Source organism: Serratia sp. JKS000199 (genome assembly GCF_900215455.1).
Lineage (GTDB): Bacteria > Pseudomonadota > Gammaproteobacteria > Enterobacterales > Enterobacteriaceae > Serratia > Serratia ureilytica.
The window spans coordinates 856,342-873,135 of sequence record NZ_LT907843.1; the positions used below are offsets into that span (position 1 = coordinate 856,342).

At 57.0% G+C, this 16,794-nt stretch carries 17 protein-coding genes; 7 read left to right on the forward strand and 10 right to left on the reverse strand.

Annotated elements, in window-relative coordinates; all coding sequences use genetic code 11:
* Positions 1-173: 173 nt before the first annotated feature.
* A complete protein-coding gene (locus CPH57_RS04230) occupies positions 174-764 on the reverse strand; it encodes a LuxR family transcriptional regulator (RefSeq protein WP_004939094.1) in 591 nt (196 codons plus the stop codon).
* 21 nt (positions 765-785) lie between these two features.
* Positions 786-1,502 carry an EAL domain-containing protein gene (locus CPH57_RS04235; RefSeq protein WP_016928483.1) on the reverse strand — a complete coding sequence of 239 codons (717 nt, stop codon included), beginning with the start codon at positions 1,500-1,502 and terminating at the stop codon, positions 786-788.
* A 514-nt stretch (positions 1,503-2,016) separates the two neighbouring features.
* Between CPH57_RS04235 and CPH57_RS04240 the strand changes: the two genes are divergently transcribed.
* From CPH57_RS04240 to CPH57_RS04255, 4 genes are all read left to right on the forward strand, one after another.
* Complete coding sequence (locus CPH57_RS04240) at positions 2,017-2,544, forward strand: fimbrial protein (protein ID WP_004939088.1); 528 nt, start codon at positions 2,017-2,019, stop codon at positions 2,542-2,544.
* A 66-nt stretch (positions 2,545-2,610) separates the two neighbouring features.
* The gene (locus tag CPH57_RS04245) at positions 2,611-3,294 is read left to right on the forward strand and encodes a molecular chaperone (protein ID WP_033642410.1); all 684 of its coding nucleotides are present in this window, start codon (positions 2,611-2,613) and stop codon (positions 3,292-3,294) included.
* Between the two features lie 27 nt (positions 3,295-3,321).
* Positions 3,322-5,937 carry a fimbria/pilus outer membrane usher protein gene (locus tag CPH57_RS04250; protein ID WP_033642411.1) on the forward strand — a complete coding sequence of 872 codons (2,616 nt, stop codon included), beginning with the start codon at positions 3,322-3,324 and terminating at the stop codon, positions 5,935-5,937.
* Between the two features lie 11 nt (positions 5,938-5,948).
* Positions 5,949-6,989, forward strand: coding sequence for a fimbrial protein (locus CPH57_RS04255; protein WP_033642412.1), 1,041 nt, complete (start codon positions 5,949-5,951; stop codon positions 6,987-6,989).
* Positions 6,990-7,063: 74 nt separating this feature from the next.
* Here the strand turns inward: CPH57_RS04255 and CPH57_RS04260 are convergent, their stop codons facing one another.
* The 5 genes from CPH57_RS04260 to CPH57_RS04280 all read right to left on the reverse strand — a co-directional run bounded on the left by CPH57_RS04260 (position 7,064) and on the right by CPH57_RS04280 (position 12,793).
* The gene (locus CPH57_RS04260; RefSeq protein ID WP_033642413.1) at positions 7,064-7,522 is read right to left on the reverse strand and encodes a helix-turn-helix domain-containing protein; all 459 of its coding nucleotides are present in this window, start codon (positions 7,520-7,522) and stop codon (positions 7,064-7,066) included.
* A gap of 205 nt (positions 7,523-7,727) precedes the next feature.
* The gene (locus CPH57_RS04265; RefSeq protein WP_096242074.1) at positions 7,728-9,308 is read right to left on the reverse strand and encodes a malate:quinone oxidoreductase; all 1,581 of its coding nucleotides are present in this window, start codon (positions 9,306-9,308) and stop codon (positions 7,728-7,730) included.
* Positions 9,309-9,768: 460 nt separating this feature from the next.
* Positions 9,769-11,196: an alkaline phosphatase gene (gene phoA / locus CPH57_RS04270; RefSeq protein WP_046686693.1), complete on the reverse strand. Its 1,428-nt coding sequence runs from the start codon at positions 11,194-11,196 to the stop codon at positions 9,769-9,771.
* 131 nt (positions 11,197-11,327) lie between these two features.
* On the reverse strand, positions 11,328-12,035 hold the full coding sequence (locus CPH57_RS04275; protein WP_033642416.1) for a glutathione S-transferase N-terminal domain-containing protein: 708 nt from the start codon (positions 12,033-12,035) through the stop codon (positions 11,328-11,330).
* Positions 12,036-12,109: 74 nt separating this feature from the next.
* Complete coding sequence (locus CPH57_RS04280; protein ID WP_096242075.1) at positions 12,110-12,793, reverse strand: helix-turn-helix transcriptional regulator; 684 nt, start codon at positions 12,791-12,793, stop codon at positions 12,110-12,112.
* 175 nt (positions 12,794-12,968) lie between these two features.
* Between CPH57_RS04280 and CPH57_RS04285 the strand changes: the two genes are divergently transcribed.
* Positions 12,969-13,316 (forward strand): antibiotic biosynthesis monooxygenase, encoded by a 348-nt coding sequence (locus CPH57_RS04285; protein ID WP_046686695.1) that lies wholly within the window; start codon positions 12,969-12,971, stop codon positions 13,314-13,316.
* A 33-nt stretch (positions 13,317-13,349) separates the two neighbouring features.
* Here the strand turns inward: CPH57_RS04285 and CPH57_RS04290 are convergent, their stop codons facing one another.
* On the reverse strand, positions 13,350-14,081 hold the full coding sequence (locus CPH57_RS04290) for an isochorismatase family protein (protein ID WP_089194456.1): 732 nt from the start codon (positions 14,079-14,081) through the stop codon (positions 13,350-13,352).
* Positions 14,082-14,213: 132 nt separating this feature from the next.
* Between CPH57_RS04290 and CPH57_RS04295 the strand changes: the two genes are divergently transcribed.
* Together CPH57_RS04295 and CPH57_RS04300 are read left to right on the forward strand one after the other, a co-directional pair.
* On the forward strand, positions 14,214-15,110 hold the full coding sequence (locus tag CPH57_RS04295) for a LysR family transcriptional regulator (RefSeq protein WP_096242076.1): 897 nt from the start codon (positions 14,214-14,216) through the stop codon (positions 15,108-15,110).
* 169 nt (positions 15,111-15,279) lie between these two features.
* Positions 15,280-15,777, forward strand: a complete 498-nt coding sequence (locus CPH57_RS04300; protein WP_033650581.1) for an ATP-binding protein — start codon at positions 15,280-15,282, stop codon at positions 15,775-15,777.
* Positions 15,778-15,809: 32 nt separating this feature from the next.
* On the opposite strand, the gene CPH57_RS04305 is transcribed toward CPH57_RS04300, so the two are convergent.
* Both CPH57_RS04305 and CPH57_RS04310 read right to left on the reverse strand, forming a co-directional pair.
* Positions 15,810-16,316: a GNAT family N-acetyltransferase gene (locus CPH57_RS04305; RefSeq protein WP_089196790.1), complete on the reverse strand. Its 507-nt coding sequence runs from the start codon at positions 16,314-16,316 to the stop codon at positions 15,810-15,812.
* Positions 16,317-16,378: 62 nt separating this feature from the next.
* Complete coding sequence (locus tag CPH57_RS04310; protein WP_004939031.1) at positions 16,379-16,636, reverse strand: YjhX family toxin; 258 nt, start codon at positions 16,634-16,636, stop codon at positions 16,379-16,381.
* Between the last annotated feature and the right edge of the window lie 158 nt (positions 16,637-16,794).

Below are 16,794 nucleotides of genomic sequence, written 5' to 3' on the forward strand. Positions count from 1 at the left end.
ATGTTTATTTTTAATCCACACGACATGACTCACGGATAATCCGTGTGCAAATCGTAGCCAACAGGAGAGGATGTTGTGTGTCTGTTGCTGCTTTGTCGCCGGTTGTTACATTAATTTGACTCGGCGAGGGGGCGGGTTGCCGCGCGGCGTACCGCGCAACAAACCAGGGCGTGTTATTTGCCGGCGACGAAGATGGTGCTCATGCTGCGCAGCCGCAGCTTTTTCATCGCGCTGTATTTCTGCGAGAAGATAGTTTTCGGGTGCGTGCCGCGTTTTTCCGCGATATGCAGCAGGCTGTCGCCGCGCAGCAGATTGAAGATCACGTCGCTTTCCGCAGGGCTGAGCTCGCGGGTTTTCTGCACCCGGATACCGCCCGGCTCTTTGCTTTCCAGCAGCCGCTGGATTTTTTCCTGCAGCGAATAAAGCGGAATGCGGGTGGAGACCAACTCGACGGAAATCCCCAGGATCGACAGCAGTTTCACTACGCGCTCGTCGTCATAGAACACCAACAGGCGCGTTTTGCTGTTGTACTGCTGGTGCAGGGACACCAGGCTTTCGATCACGTTGACGCTCTGCTCCAGGTTTTGCGAGGTGAAAATCAGTGCGATATCGTGCTTGGTGATCTTTTCCGCTTTGGCGCCGCCGTGCATGAAATCGGAAAACAGGCGGATATCGTACGCGCCGTAGTGTTTCTTCAACAGCACCGACAGGCCAACATAGCTGTACTTACACTCACTAATCACAAGAACGTTGTTTTTAGACATAGGGCAAACACCAATACCGAGTTAAAAGTATTCAGCTGTAAGAAGCGAGTTCAAATCCTTGATGCTGGATTCCTTCCACAGCTTTCCCTGCAGTGCGTAATATGGCATTTCATCCAGCCATTTCTTGTGTTCGGGAGTTTCAACTCCTTCGATAATTACCTTGTAATGATTAAGGTAAAAGAAGCGCAGTAACGCGCGCATCAAGCCCTCGCCGCCGGACTTTTTCATAAAGTCCCAAAGCAGAAAACGATCGAGCTTAACGAAGCGGAACTGGCTGTTGTACAACGCGGAAAAACCCGCATAGCCAGAACCAAAATCATCGAGCCAAAATGAATAACTATTCAATGACGGATCGCCGTGCACGCGATCTTTCACCAGCCGGGTTGAATTCTCGCTGATCTCAAAATGAATACAGCGCAGGGCATTAATTCTTTCGGCAAAGTGAGTATTCGCCAGCGATTGCAGGGAATAATCGTCAACATTCAAAGTGGCTATCACTTGGTTTTCATGAAACCAGTGTTTGTATTTATCGATCAGATTTATCTGATCCATCAAAATCTCAATCCGGGTAGCGCTGTCGGCATGGCGAAAGAACTGTTCAGGAGAAAAATGGGCATATTCGCTATTAAACGTAAAGCGAGACAGGCATTCAACGGCCAGCAATTGTCCCGATTTCGCGAACATTGGCTGGAAAACATAATTAATGCCGTTATTTTTCTCTCTGAAAGAACCGCTCATTTCCCAATCCTTGGATTGATATTTAACTTGTTGATTTTAAATGATTAAAAAGAAAGTTACTCCGTATTTTTTGGTAAATTTCTTATTTAAAGCGTCAGGATGGCCGAAACGTGTCGACAGACCATTTAACGCGGAATTCGTGCCAAAGTCCAAACGTCGCAATCTGTTACTAAATGTAAATATTCGGGATAATATTCTGATTTTCAGGCCTTAACGCAAAATGTTGAACTCTGCAGCTTTCCCAAACACAGATTATTCCTATTCATATGAATCGTCAACATCGATCGATAGGTATCCGCCGATAGTTTATTCCTATCAAGAGGGGGCTTATGAATGTTTTAAACGATTTAACATTAAGAATATGCTTAGTCTATATTTCGTCCGGCAATGAGTTCATCGAGGCAACGCTCCTTTTCAGCAAGGGAGTGCTATCGCTGAGTGTATGCTCAGTGGCGGCAATATATATATAAGCCCGCCACTGAATCGATTATTTTATTGTTCTATGGAGCTGGAAATGAAAAAAGTATTATTGCCTTTGGCTGCCCTGGTATTGTCTGCAACTGCTTCCAACGCAATGGCAGCAAACGGCAACGTTAAATTCACCGGTGAAATTGTACAGTCCACCTGTAAAGTTGTTGATAAAGACCAGAATAAAGAAGTTTACCTGGGTAAATATCCTACCACCGCTTTCCCAACTGCCGGTTCTACCAGCGGTGCTAAAGCTTTCGATATTAGCCTGGAGAAATGTGAAGCGGGTAACTACACCCTGCGTTTCGACGGTAACACTCCAGCTGGCCACCCAGAGCTGTTGGCTGTAACTGGCGGCGCAACTGGCGTTGGCGTTGAAATTCTGGATAACAACGGTTCTACTCTGCCAATCTCTCAGGAAGTGGCTACCCCAGCTACCGTAACTGTTGCTGCTGATGGCGATAACCCAGGCGCTGCGACTTTCAACCTGCGCGCTCGTTACAAATCCTTCCAGGATCTGGTAACTGCCGGTCAGGCAAACTCTAACGCTACCTTCACCATCGAATACAAATAATTCGCTGGCAGGATAGATAGAGTTATTGGCCAAGGATGGCTAAATTTTGAGAGTTGAGACATTCCGATGAAAAAAATTCTGACTGGTATTTTATTCGCATTCTCTGTTAATGCCTTTGCCGGCATTCAGGTTGATGCGACGCGTGTCATCTATAACAGTGCAAGTAAATCCGCATCGCTCTCAATCAGCAATGACAGCGACGATACCTACATGGTGCAAACCTGGCTGGATACTGGCGACGCAAGCCAGATGCCTAAGAATTTGCCGATCGTGGTGACACCACCCATTTTGAAGCTGGCTGCCAAGAAAGACGCCATTTTGCGTTTTATTTATTCCGGCAGCGGTTTGCCGCAGGACAGAGAATCTCTGCTCTGGGTTAACGTACAGGAAATTCCGCCAACGCCTAAGCAAGATAACGTGCTGCAGGTGGCGATCCGTACCCGTATCAAGCTGTTCTACCGCCCGGATTCGTTGAAAACCAACCTGCAGCAGCAGGCAGAAGCGCTGAAATGGACGCGCCAGGGCGGCAACTTGGTCGTGACCAACGATGGCCCGCTGTTCGTCACGCTGGGCGTATTGAACCTCAAGAGCGGCGGTAAAAGCTGGAAAGTGAACGCCGACATGGTCAAGCCACACGACAGTCTGCGTATTTCCCTGCCTCAGGGGGCGCAATCAGCCAGCAATATGTCGTTTACCTATATCAACGACTATGGCGGTCACACCGAGATTAAAAACGTCGCACTGAATTGATTTGAAGCACTTCAAGGAATGAAAGAAATGGCACACAAAAGAATAACAACCCTCGCGCCAAAACGTTTGGTGAAGCTGATTAATGGTGTAATTTATTTTTCTGCTGTGCCTTTTTCATTCTCACATATGGCCATGGCGGAGGAGCAGTTCAACACTTCCTTCATCCATGGCGATGACAATATCGCCCAGGTGGCGTCGTTGGCCAGCGGGGATGATATTCTGCCGGGTAAATATCCGTTTGATATCTATCTCAACGGGCAGCGTATCGATCACCGTGAAATCGAGTTCAAGAAAGAATCCAAGGACTCTCCTGTCGCCCCGTGCCTGACGGCGGCGGACTATCAGGATTACGGCGTAAAGCTGCCTGGCGATCTGACCACCGCAGGTGCCGAGCAATGCTACGCATTGCCGCAGCAGATCTCCGGCGCCAAGCTGAACTATGACGCCGCCGTACAGCGTATGGATCTGGAAGTGCCGCAGGTGTTTCTGATCCCGCGTCCGCAAGGCGCCATTTCACCGAAAGTTTACGATCGTGGCATCAATGCCGGCTTTGTAAACTATAACTTTAGCGGTACCCATAACCGCTACGGTAATAATCAGAACGACAAGACTTCCGACTATTACTTTTTGAGTCTCAACAACGGCCTCAATATCGGCGATTGGCGCCTGCGCAACAACTCGACGTTGAACCAACAGTCGGGCGCCGGTACGCATTGGAAGAACATTTCCAGCTGGGCGGAAACGGACATCGTTTCTCTGCGCAGCCGTCTGGTGATCGGCCAGACCAACACCAATAACAATGTTTTCGACAGCATTCAGTTCCGCGGTGTGCAGATGTCCAGCGCCGACGACATGCTGCCGGAAAGCCAGCGCGGCTATGCGCCGGTGGTGCGCGGTGTGGCGACGACCAACGCGCGCGTTGAAGTGCGTCAGAACGGCTATACCATTTACAGTACCAACGTGCCGCCAGGGCCGTTTGCGCTGACGGACATTTTCCCAAGCACCTTGAGCGGTAACCTGGATGTGACGGTCATCGAAGCCAACGGTTCGAGAACCTCATTCGTCGTGCCATTCTCCTCGGTGCCGAACATGCTGCGCGAAGGGATTTGGAACTATCAGCTGACCGCCGGTAAATACCACGACGGCACCAGCCGCTATCAGCCCAAGTTTGTACAAGGTACCTTGTCGCACGGCATGTCGTATGACATCACGCCTTACGGCGGCGTGCTGGTGGCGGAAAACTACCGTTCAGCGGTTGTGGGCCTGGGTAAAAACCTGGGGAACTGGGGGGCCGTTTCCTTTGATATGTCCTATTCCGACACCAACCTGGTGAACGGCGATGACAAGCAAGGGGAAAGTTTCCGTTTCCTGTATTCCAAGTCGCTCAACGATTGGGGGACGGAATTCCGCATTGCCGGTTACCGTTACTCGACCTCCGGCTATTATGATTTCTCCGATGCGGTTGCCGAGCGCGAACGCTATGAGAACGGCTATTACCGTAACGATTACTACGATCAAAACGATCGCAACCTGGGCGTGCCGGACTGGGCGGAATCTCGCCGTCGCAGCTATTATACCAGCCGGTTCAACAACAAACGCCAGCGCGTTGAGCTGTCTGTCAACCAGCGCATCGCCGGTAATTCGACGCTGTACGCCAACCTCAGCAACCAGTCTTACTGGGGCGGATCCGGCGAAGACCGCACCGTTCAGACCGGTTTCAACAGCAGCTATAAAAATATCAGCTATGGCGTCTTCTATCAGGACAGCCGCAGCAACTACGGCTATAAAGATCGCAGCGTCAACCTGACCGTATCGATTCCGTTCAGCTTCTTCAGCAAGGATTCGTCGGATATGACCGCCAGCTTCAACGCCGGCCACAGCAAGCAGAGCGGCAATACCTACAGCGCCGGCCTGAGCGGTACCGCGCTGGATGACAACCGCTTGAACTATGCGGTGCAAAGCGGCCATGATCGTTATTCGGGCCAAACCAGCTCGGCCAACGTCGGTTACCAGGGCAGCATGGGGAACATCAATGCCGGTTACAGCTACAGCAAAGATTATCAACAATCTTCGTTGGGCGTGGCGGGCGGTATCGTCGCACACTCCGGCGGCGTGACGCTGACCCAGCCGCTGCAGAATACGTTTGTGCTGGTGGAAGCGAAAGACGCCAAGGGCGTTCGTATCGAAAACCAACCGGGTGTGGCCATTGATCGCTTCGGTTACGCGGTGATGACCTCGGCGTCGCCATACCGCCATAACCGCGTGGCGCTGCGCACCGAAGATATCGGCAACGGCCTGGATATCCCGATGGCGGCGAGAGACGTGGTGCCGACTTACGGCGCAATCACCCGCGTGAAGTTTGAAACGCACACGGGCCAAAGCCTGTTGGTGCACAGCAAGATGGCCGACGGCAGCGTACCGCCGATTGGCGCCAACGTCTTCAGTGCGGACGGCAAGAACAACGGTACTGTCGGTACCAACGGCGATATTTATATTTCAGGGGCTTCCGCAGGGGATCGCCTGCTGGTGAAATGGGGCAACGACGCGGGCGAAAGCTGCTCACTGGTGGTGCCGGAATTGAAAGCGGCGACCGAACAGCTGATGGGTTATCAGGAACTTTCGCTGACCTGCGGAAAACCGTAAAAGGAAAGGATATGTCTTCTTTGTTAAAGCACAAGAATCTCGGGTTGGCGGCTGGGCTGCTGGTCACGCTGGGCGCGTTTTCTCAGAGCAGCTATGCGCTGTCTTGTAAGCAGAACGGCAGCATTCGCCAGGATATCGTGCTGGATAAAGCCATCAAGGTGTCGACCGCCAACACCGCGCCGGGCGCGTTGCTGTGGCGTTCGCAGACTTTTACTTCGACCTTCCAATGTACGGATGACTGGAACAACCCGAAAGGGGAGAACGCCTACCTGTACTGGGATCCGCAGTCCCGGATGAGTCAGATCCATAATTCGATCGAAGTGGGTGTCACTTATCAGGGGATTGATGTCAAACCGACTAAAGGCGCACGTCAGGACGTCGGTCCCGGCACGGAATGTCGCCGTTCGGGCAGCCGTTGTTTGTCTCCGGCCAGATCGCTGACGGTAACCGTGTCTTACGCCATCTACATTAAAGCAACCGGCAAGGCGCCGCCGGCCGGCGGCAAGATCAACGACAACAACTCGTACTCGGTATTTCAGGTTGATGGCGTCGGCGGCTTGAACGGCACGCCGAACAGTAACTTTAACGCCTACATTTCCGGGCTGGGCAACATTCAGTTTATTTCCTGCAACCCAAAAATTACTGTGGTGGCCAACAACGGTTCGACGGTGAATTTCGGTACTATCCCGCGTCAGAATGCGGTGGTGGGTAAAATCGAGAAACAGGTACCGTTCTCGGTGGCCGCCAATATGTCCGATCCGACGACCGGACAGGACTGCCAGGGGGAGACGCTGCAGGCCAGCTTCAGCACCACCTATCCACTGCAGGATAACAGCGTGATCCTGCCGACCAGCGACAGCGGTTTCGGGATTTTGATCTCGCAGGCGGCGACGCCGAATACGCCGATCATGATGAACAGTCCGGTCGATCTGGGCCTGGTCAACGGCACCATCGTTGAAAAGAACTTTATGGCCAGCCTGAAATGGTTGAGCACCAACCCGAAAGTGGGGCCGTTCAGCGCATCGGCGAATATTGACGTCACCTTCAAATAATTCGGTGTCTCGTCAATAAAGAAAGGGTTCAGTTCTCGCGAACTGAACCCTTTTTTGTGCCTTTACCATGAGGATTAACGCAGCCCCATCCAGCTGGTGCATACGCCTTCCGGCAGTTTGCCAGCAAACCAGTGCGGTAAGGCGGGGGCGTCGCGGTGTTGCTCAGTCTGCGTCTGCGCCGGCTGCGCCGGCCACTCCGCGACGTCCCAGCGGGTGGTGCGGCGATACACCGCCGGGGTCTTGCCGAACTGTTTCTTGAAGGCGCGCGAGAACGACGGCTGAGAATCGAAGTGGTATTGCAGGGCGATATCCAGGATCGGTCGTGGGGTGGAGCGCAGTGCCTGCGCCGCCTGCGACAGGCGCCGCTCGCGGATATAGCTGCCGAGCGCGTGGCCGGTGGTGCTGCGGAACATGCGCTGCAGGTGCCATTTGGAGTAGCCTGACTTGGCGGCGACGTTATCCAGCAGCAGCGGTTGGTCCAGATGAGTTTCAATCCAGTCTAGTAAATCGTGAATGATATTGACGCGATCCATGGTTTTAGTTCTCCCGCAAAAACGACATTCAGGTCACAGTGACTTAGCTTAATTATCCAAGAATATACTTTGATAATAGGCGTGACTACGCCGTTACGCAAGGGTAAACCGGGGGTAAATAGGTGGCCAAAAATGCTCTTTGAGCGGCAGGGGTATAGAAAAAAGGCCGCATAAAGCGGCCTTGTCAGCAGGAAACCACGGGGAATCAGTTAGTTTCCGGTTTCACTTCAATGTAGTTCAGACCCAGCACGCTGCTGGTGTAACCGCGGATCTTGTTGGTCATCTCGATATCGCCGTTCAGCTTGTGGCCGTAAGACGGGATGATCTCTTTCAGCTTGCTCTGCCATTCCGGCGTCGCCACTTTGTCTTTGAACACGGTTTCCATCAGATGCAGCATGATCGGCGCAGCGGTAGAAGCGCCCGGCGAAGCACCCAGCAGAGCGGCGATGCTGCCGTCTTCAGAACTGACGACTTCGGTGCCGAACTGCAGCACGCCGCCTTTATCCGCATCTTTCTTGATGATCTGTACGCGTTGGCCCGCGGTCCACAGCTTCCAGTCTTCCTGCTTGGCGTCCGGGAAGTACTCTTTCAGCGCGGCGAAGCGGTCGTCGTCGTTCATCATCAGCTGGCCGACCAGGTATTTCACCAGATCGAAGTTATCCAGACCGACGTGGGTCATCGGCATCAGGTTCGAGGTGCTCAGCGAGTGCATCAGATCGAACAGCGAACCGTTCTTCAGGAACTTGCTGGAGAAGGTGGCGAACGGCCCGAACAACAGCACGCGCTTGCCGTCCAGCATGCGGGTATCCAGGTGAGGCACGGACATCGGCGGTGAACCTACGCTGGCCAGGCCATACACTTTGGCCAGGTGCTGGTTGGCGATCGCCGGGTTGGTGGTGACCAGGAACTGGCCGCCGACCGGGAAGCCGCCGTAGCCGTCGGCTTCTGGGATGCCGGACTTCTGCAGCAGGGTCAGGGACGCGCCGCCTGCGCCGATGAACACGAACTTGGCGTTAACGGTGGTTTCTTTGCCGTCGCGGTTCAGATCGGCAACGGTCACGCTCCAGGTCTGGTCGGCGTTGCGCTTGATGTCGCGCACTTCGTGGCTCAGGTTCAGCTTGAACTTGTCGCTGGCGCTCAGCGCGTCAACCAGCTGGTGGGTGATCACGCCGAAGTTGACGTCGGTACCCAGCGGCATGCGGGTCGCGGCGATTTTCTGCGCCGGATCGCGGCCGTTCATCACCAGTGGCGCCCACTGCTTGATCTGCGCAGGATCTTCGGAGTATTCCATGCCGCGGAACAGGGTGCTGTGCTGCAGCGCCGCATAGCGTTTACGCAGGAAGTTGACGTTGTCGTCGCCCCACACGAAGCTCATGTGCGGCACGCTGTTAATGAAAGATTTCGGATCTTTCAGGACATTGTTTTTCACCTGATAAGACCAGAACTGGCGAGAGATTTCGAAAGACTCGTTGACCTTCACCGCCTTGCTGATGTCGATGGTGCCATCGGCTTTTTCCGGCGTGTAGTTCATTTCGCTGAAGGCGGAGTGCCCGGTACCGGCGTTGTTCCAGCCGTTGGAACTCTCTTCCGCTACGCCGTTCATGCGCTCGTACATGTCGATGGTCCAGGTCGGCTCCAGCTCATGCAGATAGGTACCCAAGGTGGCGCTCATGATGCCGCCGCCGATCAGAACCACGTCGACGGTTTTATTCTTCTCTTCAGCCGCCGCCTGTTGCGTAACGCCAAACAGGCTGAGACTGAAAATCAGGACGAGTAATTTTCTCATTGAATTAAATCTCTTGTGTGTAAATTCTACTCATTGCAGGTGAAAGAATTTAGCGGGAGTTACCCTGGAAATAATGAAGCCGACCGCCCGGCGAAAGCCGATAGGCAGCAATAATGCCTTTTTGTTAATAGGGTATTTAACGAAAAGTGAACTATTGCAGGCCGTCCGGATGCAAATTGATCGGTTCACGTTACTGGCGGGGTATTATTGTTTGCGAGAATGTTAAAAACTACTTTTGTAACTAAAAAAAATGAATATAAGCAAAAAACGGCCGGTTGCTGTCGCAGGAATAAACAGAGAGGGAAGAAAGGCCGTATAACCGCGTTATTTTCATGGGTTAATTGCCGCGTAATTAGACGTTATTTCGTTATCACACAATAATTGCGGTTAAATTGCAAATACCTAGCGGTAACCAATAATAAATGGCCGCCGTGGCGGGCGGCCATCGTTCAGGGGGCGGTTACTTGATACCCATCGCATCGCGCATGGTGAAGAACAGATCGGTCTGATCGGTCAGGCCCACTACGTTGGCGGCGTGCGGGCCGTAGGCCGCGACGCGCAGCTGGGTGCCGGTGTGTCCCTGAGATTCCTCTTCAGAGTTGCCGTAGCTGAGGGTCATCGGCGCGCCGTCCTTGGTGGTCAGCTTTTGGGTCAGGCCCGGCGCTTTGGCGTCGGCGGAGACGATCTGGCTGGCGTGCGCGTGGTCGGCGGTGACGATCACCAGCGTGTTGCCGTCGGCGCGGGCGAAGGCCAGCGCTTTTTGTACCGCTTCGTCCAGATCGACGGTTTCGCCAATCTGCCCGCACGGGTTGGCGGCGTGATCCTGTTTATCGATCGACGCGCCCTCTACCTGCAGGAAGAAGCCGTTCGGGTTGTCTTTCAACAGCGCGATCGCTTTTTCGGTCATCGCCGCCAGCGTTGGCGTGGCGGCGGTGCGCGCCGGGTTGTTTTCGCAGGTCACTGCCGGTTTGTCGAGGTTGCCATGGTAGCTGGCTTTCGGCCCCAGCCAACGCACCGGCATATTGCCGTCGGCGAACAGCCCCAGCAGCGGTTTTTGCTGGTTGGCGAGGGTAACGGCCTGCAGTTCGTCGGCGTTGCTTACCCACTGATAACCCTGCGCCGCCGCCTGGTCCTTCAGCGATTTTCCTTGCCATTCGCCGCTTTTTGCCAGCTGGTTGAACGATTTCGCGCCGCCGCCCAGCGTGACGTCGGCGCGGGTTTTCAGCAGTTGTTCGGTGATGGAGCCACGGCCGCCATTTTCCAGCGCGTTAGCGGCGCATTTCTCGCTGGTTTCCTCCGGCCCATAGCACTTGCGTGAGATGACGTGCGAGACCAGCGCCGCCGGCGTGGCGTCTTGCAACTCGGCGGTGGAGACGTTGCCGGTGGCCTTGCCGGCCGCCTTGGCGATCTCCAGCAGCGTCGGTTGATCCTTGCCGTTCACGTCCACGCCGAGCGCGCCGTTATAGGTTTTCACCCCGGTGGCCCAGGCGGTGGCGGAGGCGGCGGAGTCGGTCACGTAGTCCGGCTTGTGGGTTTTCCTGTCCAGCGAGTAATGGGTGTATTGTCCGGTCAGCGGCAGGGCGTCGATGCCCTTGAAGTAACCGCCTGCGCCTTCGGCGTAGTTGCGCGCGGCGGTGATCTCGGAATCCCCCATGCCGTCGCCGATCAGCAGGATCACGTTTTTCGCCGTTTTGTCCGACAGCGATGCCTTCAGCGCGGTGGTCTGATCGCCGGCCAGACGGCGGGCGCCGCCCGGTTCGACGAGGTTGCCGCGCGCGGCGCGATCGGTCAGGCCATCGGCATTGGCCGAGGTTTCCGCCGCGATGGCGGAGGAACAGAGCAGGGCGGACAGTACGGCGCCGGCGATCAGGGATACAGCAGGTTGCATGGGGTAAGCTCCTTGTCGTAATACAACAATGTAAATAACATCAAATTGTTACGAAAGGAGAGTAGAGCAGAGGGATGACAATTTTATGACAGCGGAAGGCGGGACGGCCCGGCGGCCATCCCGTTTGACGATCAGGCCGCGCGCGCCGGGATAGCGAGCCCACGCTGCACCGCCGGGCGCGCCAGACCGCGCTCCAGCCACTGCGCGACGCGAGGGAAACTGTCGAACTCCACCAGTTCGCGCGCCTCATAGAAGCCGATCAGGTTGCGCACCCAACCCAGCAGCGAGATATCGGCGATGGTGTACTCCGCGCCCATGATCCAGTCGCGGCCTTCAAGTCGCGTTTCCAGCACGCCGAGCAGGCGTTTCGATTCGTTTTTGTAGCGCTCCAGCGGCCGCTTGTCTTCATATTCGCGCCCGGCGAATTTATGGAAGAAACCGAGCTGGCCGAACATCGGGCCGACGGCGGCCATCTGGAAGAACACCCATTGAATGGTTTCGTAACGCTGCGCCGGGTCCTGCGGCAGGAAACGGCCGCTCTTTTCCGCCAGGTAGAGCAGAATGGCGCCGGATTCGAACAGCGGCAGCGGCCGGCCGCCGGGGCCATCGGGATCGATGATCGCCGGGATCTTGCCGTTCGGGTTCAGCGCCAGGAATTCCGGCGTCCAGGTTTCGTTGTTGCCGATGTCGATCAGGTGCGCTTCATAAGGCAGGCCGATCTCCTCCAGCATGATGGAGACTTTGACGCCGTTCGGCGTCGGCAGAGAGTAGAGCTGCAGCCGTTCTGGATGCTGAGCCGGCCAGCGTTTGACGATCGGGAATTGGGTGGAATCGAGCATGGAAACTCCTCGGGTTGGCGGGGTCGCTTAAGCGTACCCCTAGAGTATTGCAGTAAAACTACCCTGTCGCCGGGTTACACCGTGAGGTCAAAATGTGCGGCCAGCGCTTTTTTACCGGCGGGGGTCAGCTGCAGCTCGCGGCTGTCGAGCCGGCGAAGGATCCAGCCGCGTTGGATAAAGGCGGCTAACAGCGCGGCGCCCAGCGCGCCGCCGAGGTGAGATCGGCGTTCGCTCCAATCCAGGCAGCCGCAGGCGAAGCGGCGGCGGGTGGGCGCGGGGGAGCAATCGACGCCCAGCCGCGCCAGCGCGGCCTGACCGATGTAGCTTAACCGGTAGTCTGCCTCGCCGGTCAGCCAGTTCAGCGCATGCAGCCGATCGTGCAGCTTCACCGCCACCTCGCCCGCCATATGGTCGTAGCAGGTGCGAGCATATTGCAGCGAGGTGGGCGTGCGGCTTTTCACCGACGGGCGCGGCACGCCCGCCAGCGCCATCAGGCCTTCCAGCGCTGCGGCCACCGGTTGCCCGGCCAGTCGGAAATAGCGATAGCGCCCCTGTTTGACACAGGCAATCAACTGCTGCTCCAGCAGCTTCGCCAGATGTGCGCTGGCGGTAGACGGAGCGACCTCGACCGCCGCGCTGAGCTCGGTGGCGGTGTAGGCGCGCCCGTCCATCAACAGGCACAGCATGCGCGCCCGGGTGCGGTCGGCGATGGCGGCGCTCAGCGCCGCTAAACGATCTTCTATCTCGATGTTATACATACTTCGAGGTTAGACGAAGTATGGCTGTGCGTCCATTGCTAGCCTGTGGTCATCGCACTTTGGTGCTGTGCGGCCGTATTCGCTGGATATTGATGAGCGGGCGTTGAAACCGGTGCAGTGGCGCCATTCTTACCCTGCGCGCGTACCGTAATTTTACCGTTGAGAGGAGAAGATAATGATCGCCGTGATTTTTGAACTGCAGGCCGCCGATGGGCAGCGCGATACCTACCTGGAGTTGGCGGCGGCGCTGAAGCCGCTGCTGGCGCAGATCGACGGATTCATTTCCATCGAGCGCTTTCAAAGCCTGGCCGATCCTGCGCGCCTGCTGTCGCTCTCCTTCTGGCGCGACGAAGCGGCGGTGCAGCAGTGGCGCAATCTCGAACAGCACCGGGCGGCGCAGGCGCGCGGCCGTGGCGAGGTGTTGGCGCAGTATCGGCTGCGGGTGGCGGAAGTGGTGCGGGACTACGGGCTGGAGAGCCGCGACCAGGCGCCACAGGATAGCCGTTGTTATCACCGTACCTGAGAAAAAGCCTGCCGCCGGCGGGCTTTCACCCGCTTATTTCGCCTCGCTGCCCACCTTCATCGCCCCGGCGTAACGGGCGCCCATCCCCCAGGCGGCGCCGTGGTCGCGGGCGATCTGCAATACGCCTCCCGCCGTGGCTTTGCGGCTCCAGTCCTGCTGCCATTCCAGCATCAACGCCACCCAGTTGATGGGCGTGGCGCCCGCCTGTATCAGGCGCTGCATGGCGTTGTTTTGGCTGTCTGGCGTAATGTCGCCGGTGACGTCCGACAGGATATAAACCTCATACCCCTCGCCCAGAGCGGACAGTGCCGGCAGCATCACGCAGCTGGCGGTCCACAATCCGCCGATGATGATTTTCTTGCGGCCGGATTGTTTAATCAGATCCACTACGCGCCGATCCTGCCAGACGTTGATGGCGGTGCGATCGTACACCTGCAGATCCGGACGTGCCTGCGTCACCTGCTGGAATACCGGCCCGGCGAAGCTTTTGGCGTTGGCCGAGGCCAGAATGGTCGGCACGTTGAACACCTTGGCGGCCTTGGCGATGCCGGCGGCGTTATTCACCAGGTTGGTTTGGTCGATAGAGGAAATGGTCATGCCGAACATGTCCTGTAGATCGACCAGCAGCAGCAGACTGTTCTCGGCCGTCAGCGGCTGCACATAACCCGCCTGGCGGCTGTCGGCGGCGGGGGATTGCGCCAACGCGGCGACGGGGGCGGCGGCGGCGCTCAGGCCGAGCATCAGGGCGAACAGGGTCTTTTTCATTATTAACTCCATGATTATCAGTAGATTAAATTCACTTCCCACTCAGGGAAGCGGTTGAATAAAGTCTACTGAGGTTGTTGAGGTTAATAATCTATGTTTTATTGAATTTATAATTAACCAATAGGACATAATGTGGACGTGCTACTGACGATGCGCGCCTTTCGCCGCGTGGTTGAGCGCAACAGTTTCTATAAGGCGGCGGAGGATCTGGCGATCACGCCGGCGGCGTTGAGCAAGCAGATTAAGCAGTTGGAGAACCGGTTGGGGACATTGTTGCTGGTGCGCACCACCCGCAGCATGAGCCTGACCGAAGCCGGGCAGCTCTATTACCAGGAAGCCTGTCGGTTGCTTGGCGAGTTTGACGCGCTGGAGCAGACGGTTGCAGCCAGTGCGCAGCAGGTCTCCGGCACGCTGCGGGTCAATGCGCCGCTCTCGTTCGGCCTGACGGTGCTGTCGCCGCTGCTGCCGCCGTTTATGCAACGCTACCCGCAGCTGCAGGTGGAACTGACGCTGGACGACAGGGTATTGGATGTGGTGGCGGCCGGGTTCGATATTTCCTTGCGCATTCGCCGCCGACTGCCGGATTCTTCCCTCAGCGCCCGAGCGTTAGGTGACGTGCACCAGCGAATTTGCGCCGCGCCCGGCTATTTGGCGCAGCACGGCGTGCCGCAAACGCCCAAGGAATTGCAGCGACACAGCTGTCTGGCCTATTCCCTGGCGGAAAAACCGGGGCAGTGGCAGTTCACCGCCGGCGAGGAGAGCCTGAGAGTGACGTTCACTCCCCGGCTGATCGCCAACAACAGCCTGATGCTGCGGGATATGCTGGTGGCGGGACTGGGCATCGGTTCGCTGCCGTCGTTTGTGGCGGATCCCGAGATCGCTGCCGGCAGACTGGTGCGGCTGTTCCCTGAACAGATTGCCGACGTGCATCAGGTCTTCGCGGTTTACCCGACGCGCCGGCATGTGCAGCAGAAAGTGAGTTTATTCACCGAGTTTGTGCGAGAACAGGGATTGATGACGGCGAATTGACAACGCTGCACGGGTTGTCATATTCATTAGCTATGAAAAAATCCTACCGCCCATTCGCGAAAATTATTATCACCCTTCTCCAGAGGGTGGGATAGCGCGTGTGTCGCCAATAAAAACCCGCCGGCAGGCGGGTTTTTTTATCCCCTTCCGGCAACGACCGGAGAACGTCATGAAAACCTACCCTGCAGTTTTACACCTGATGTGCGGCAAGGCCGGCGCAGGCAAATCGACGTTGGCGCAGCGTTTGGCCCAGCAGCCGCAAACGCTGTTGCTGAGTGAAGATGCGTGGCTGGCGACGCTGTATGAACAGGAGATGGCCAGCCTGCAAGACTACGCGCGCTGTTCCGATCGGTTGCGGCGGGCGCTGGGCGGGCACCTCGTTCAGCTGCTGCGCGGCGGTTGGTCCGTGGCGCTCGATTTCCCGATGAATACGCCGGACAGGCGGCGCTGGGCCAAAGCCTTGGCGGAGGAGGCCGGCGTCGTGCACTGCCTGCACTTTCTCGACGTCAGCCATGCGCAGTGCCTGAACCGGATAACGCTGAGAAATGCGCGCGGCGAGCACCCGTTTACACTGAGTGAGGCGGAGTTTGAGCATCTGGCGCAGTATTTTGTTCCCCCGGCGGAAGAGGAAGGGATGACCGTCTTGCGTTATGGCGAACGGGACTGAAAACCGGCGCCATGACGGCGCCGGCAACAGGGTTAGGCTTCGGCGTTAAACGCGTTGTGGAAGGTGACCTCCGCGCACGGCAGCGCGCCCTGGAAGGCGACGGCGCGGAAGTAGTCTTGCGGCACGCCCGGCAGGGTCAGCGCGCACTGCGCCTGGAAGCCGAAGCGGCCGTAATAGTTCGGATCGCCCAGCACCACGCAGCCTGCGGCGCCGCGTTCCTGCAGCTCGGCCAGCAACTGGCGGATCAGCCGGCTGCCGATCCCCAGGTTCTGACAGGCCGGCAGCACCGACACCGGCGCCAGCCCGTACCACCCGGCGGCGCCGTTGCTGAGTGCGATCGGCGAGACGGACGCGTGCCCGATCGGTGTGCCATTTTGCTCGGCGACCAGCGACAGGGTGAGAGCGCCTGCCGCACGCAGCGCATTGACGATAAACTGCTCGGTGTGGCTGCTGTGCTCGGCATGCAAGAATGCGGCGGCGGTGAGGGTGGCGATGGCGCCGACGTCGGCCGGCGTTTCGTGGCGTAACGTGATGTTCATGGTTGTATCCTGATTAAATAAGGCTGTGCCGACCGGGCTGCCTGCCCGGCCGGTATCGATGATTAACGGTTATCCAGCTGCGCCCGCACGGCCTTGAGCCCGGCGAAGGTGACGCGATAAGGGCGCCCCTGGCGAGAGAGGATCAGGCGTTTGGTTTTGAGCTTGGTGAAAACGGCCAGCGAGCAGTCGGCCAGGCCGAGCCCTTCGCGGGTATAGCATTCAACGTGGGTGACGCGACCGGCGTCGTTGCGGGTGAAGGCGATATAGCCGCCTTTGGCCAACACGTGCAGCACGCGTTGTTCCGCTTTGGAAATGTTCATGTTGGGAGATCCTGTAATAACCCCAGATACGCGCATCCCCGCGCAAACGCGCGTCGGATACGTCAGAGTCCCTCGCCATGCGGCAAGGAAGCGACTATCGGGTGGTTACAATCTCCAACATACAGGCCTCGGGCAGTGAAAAACGCCAGGGCGGCGTT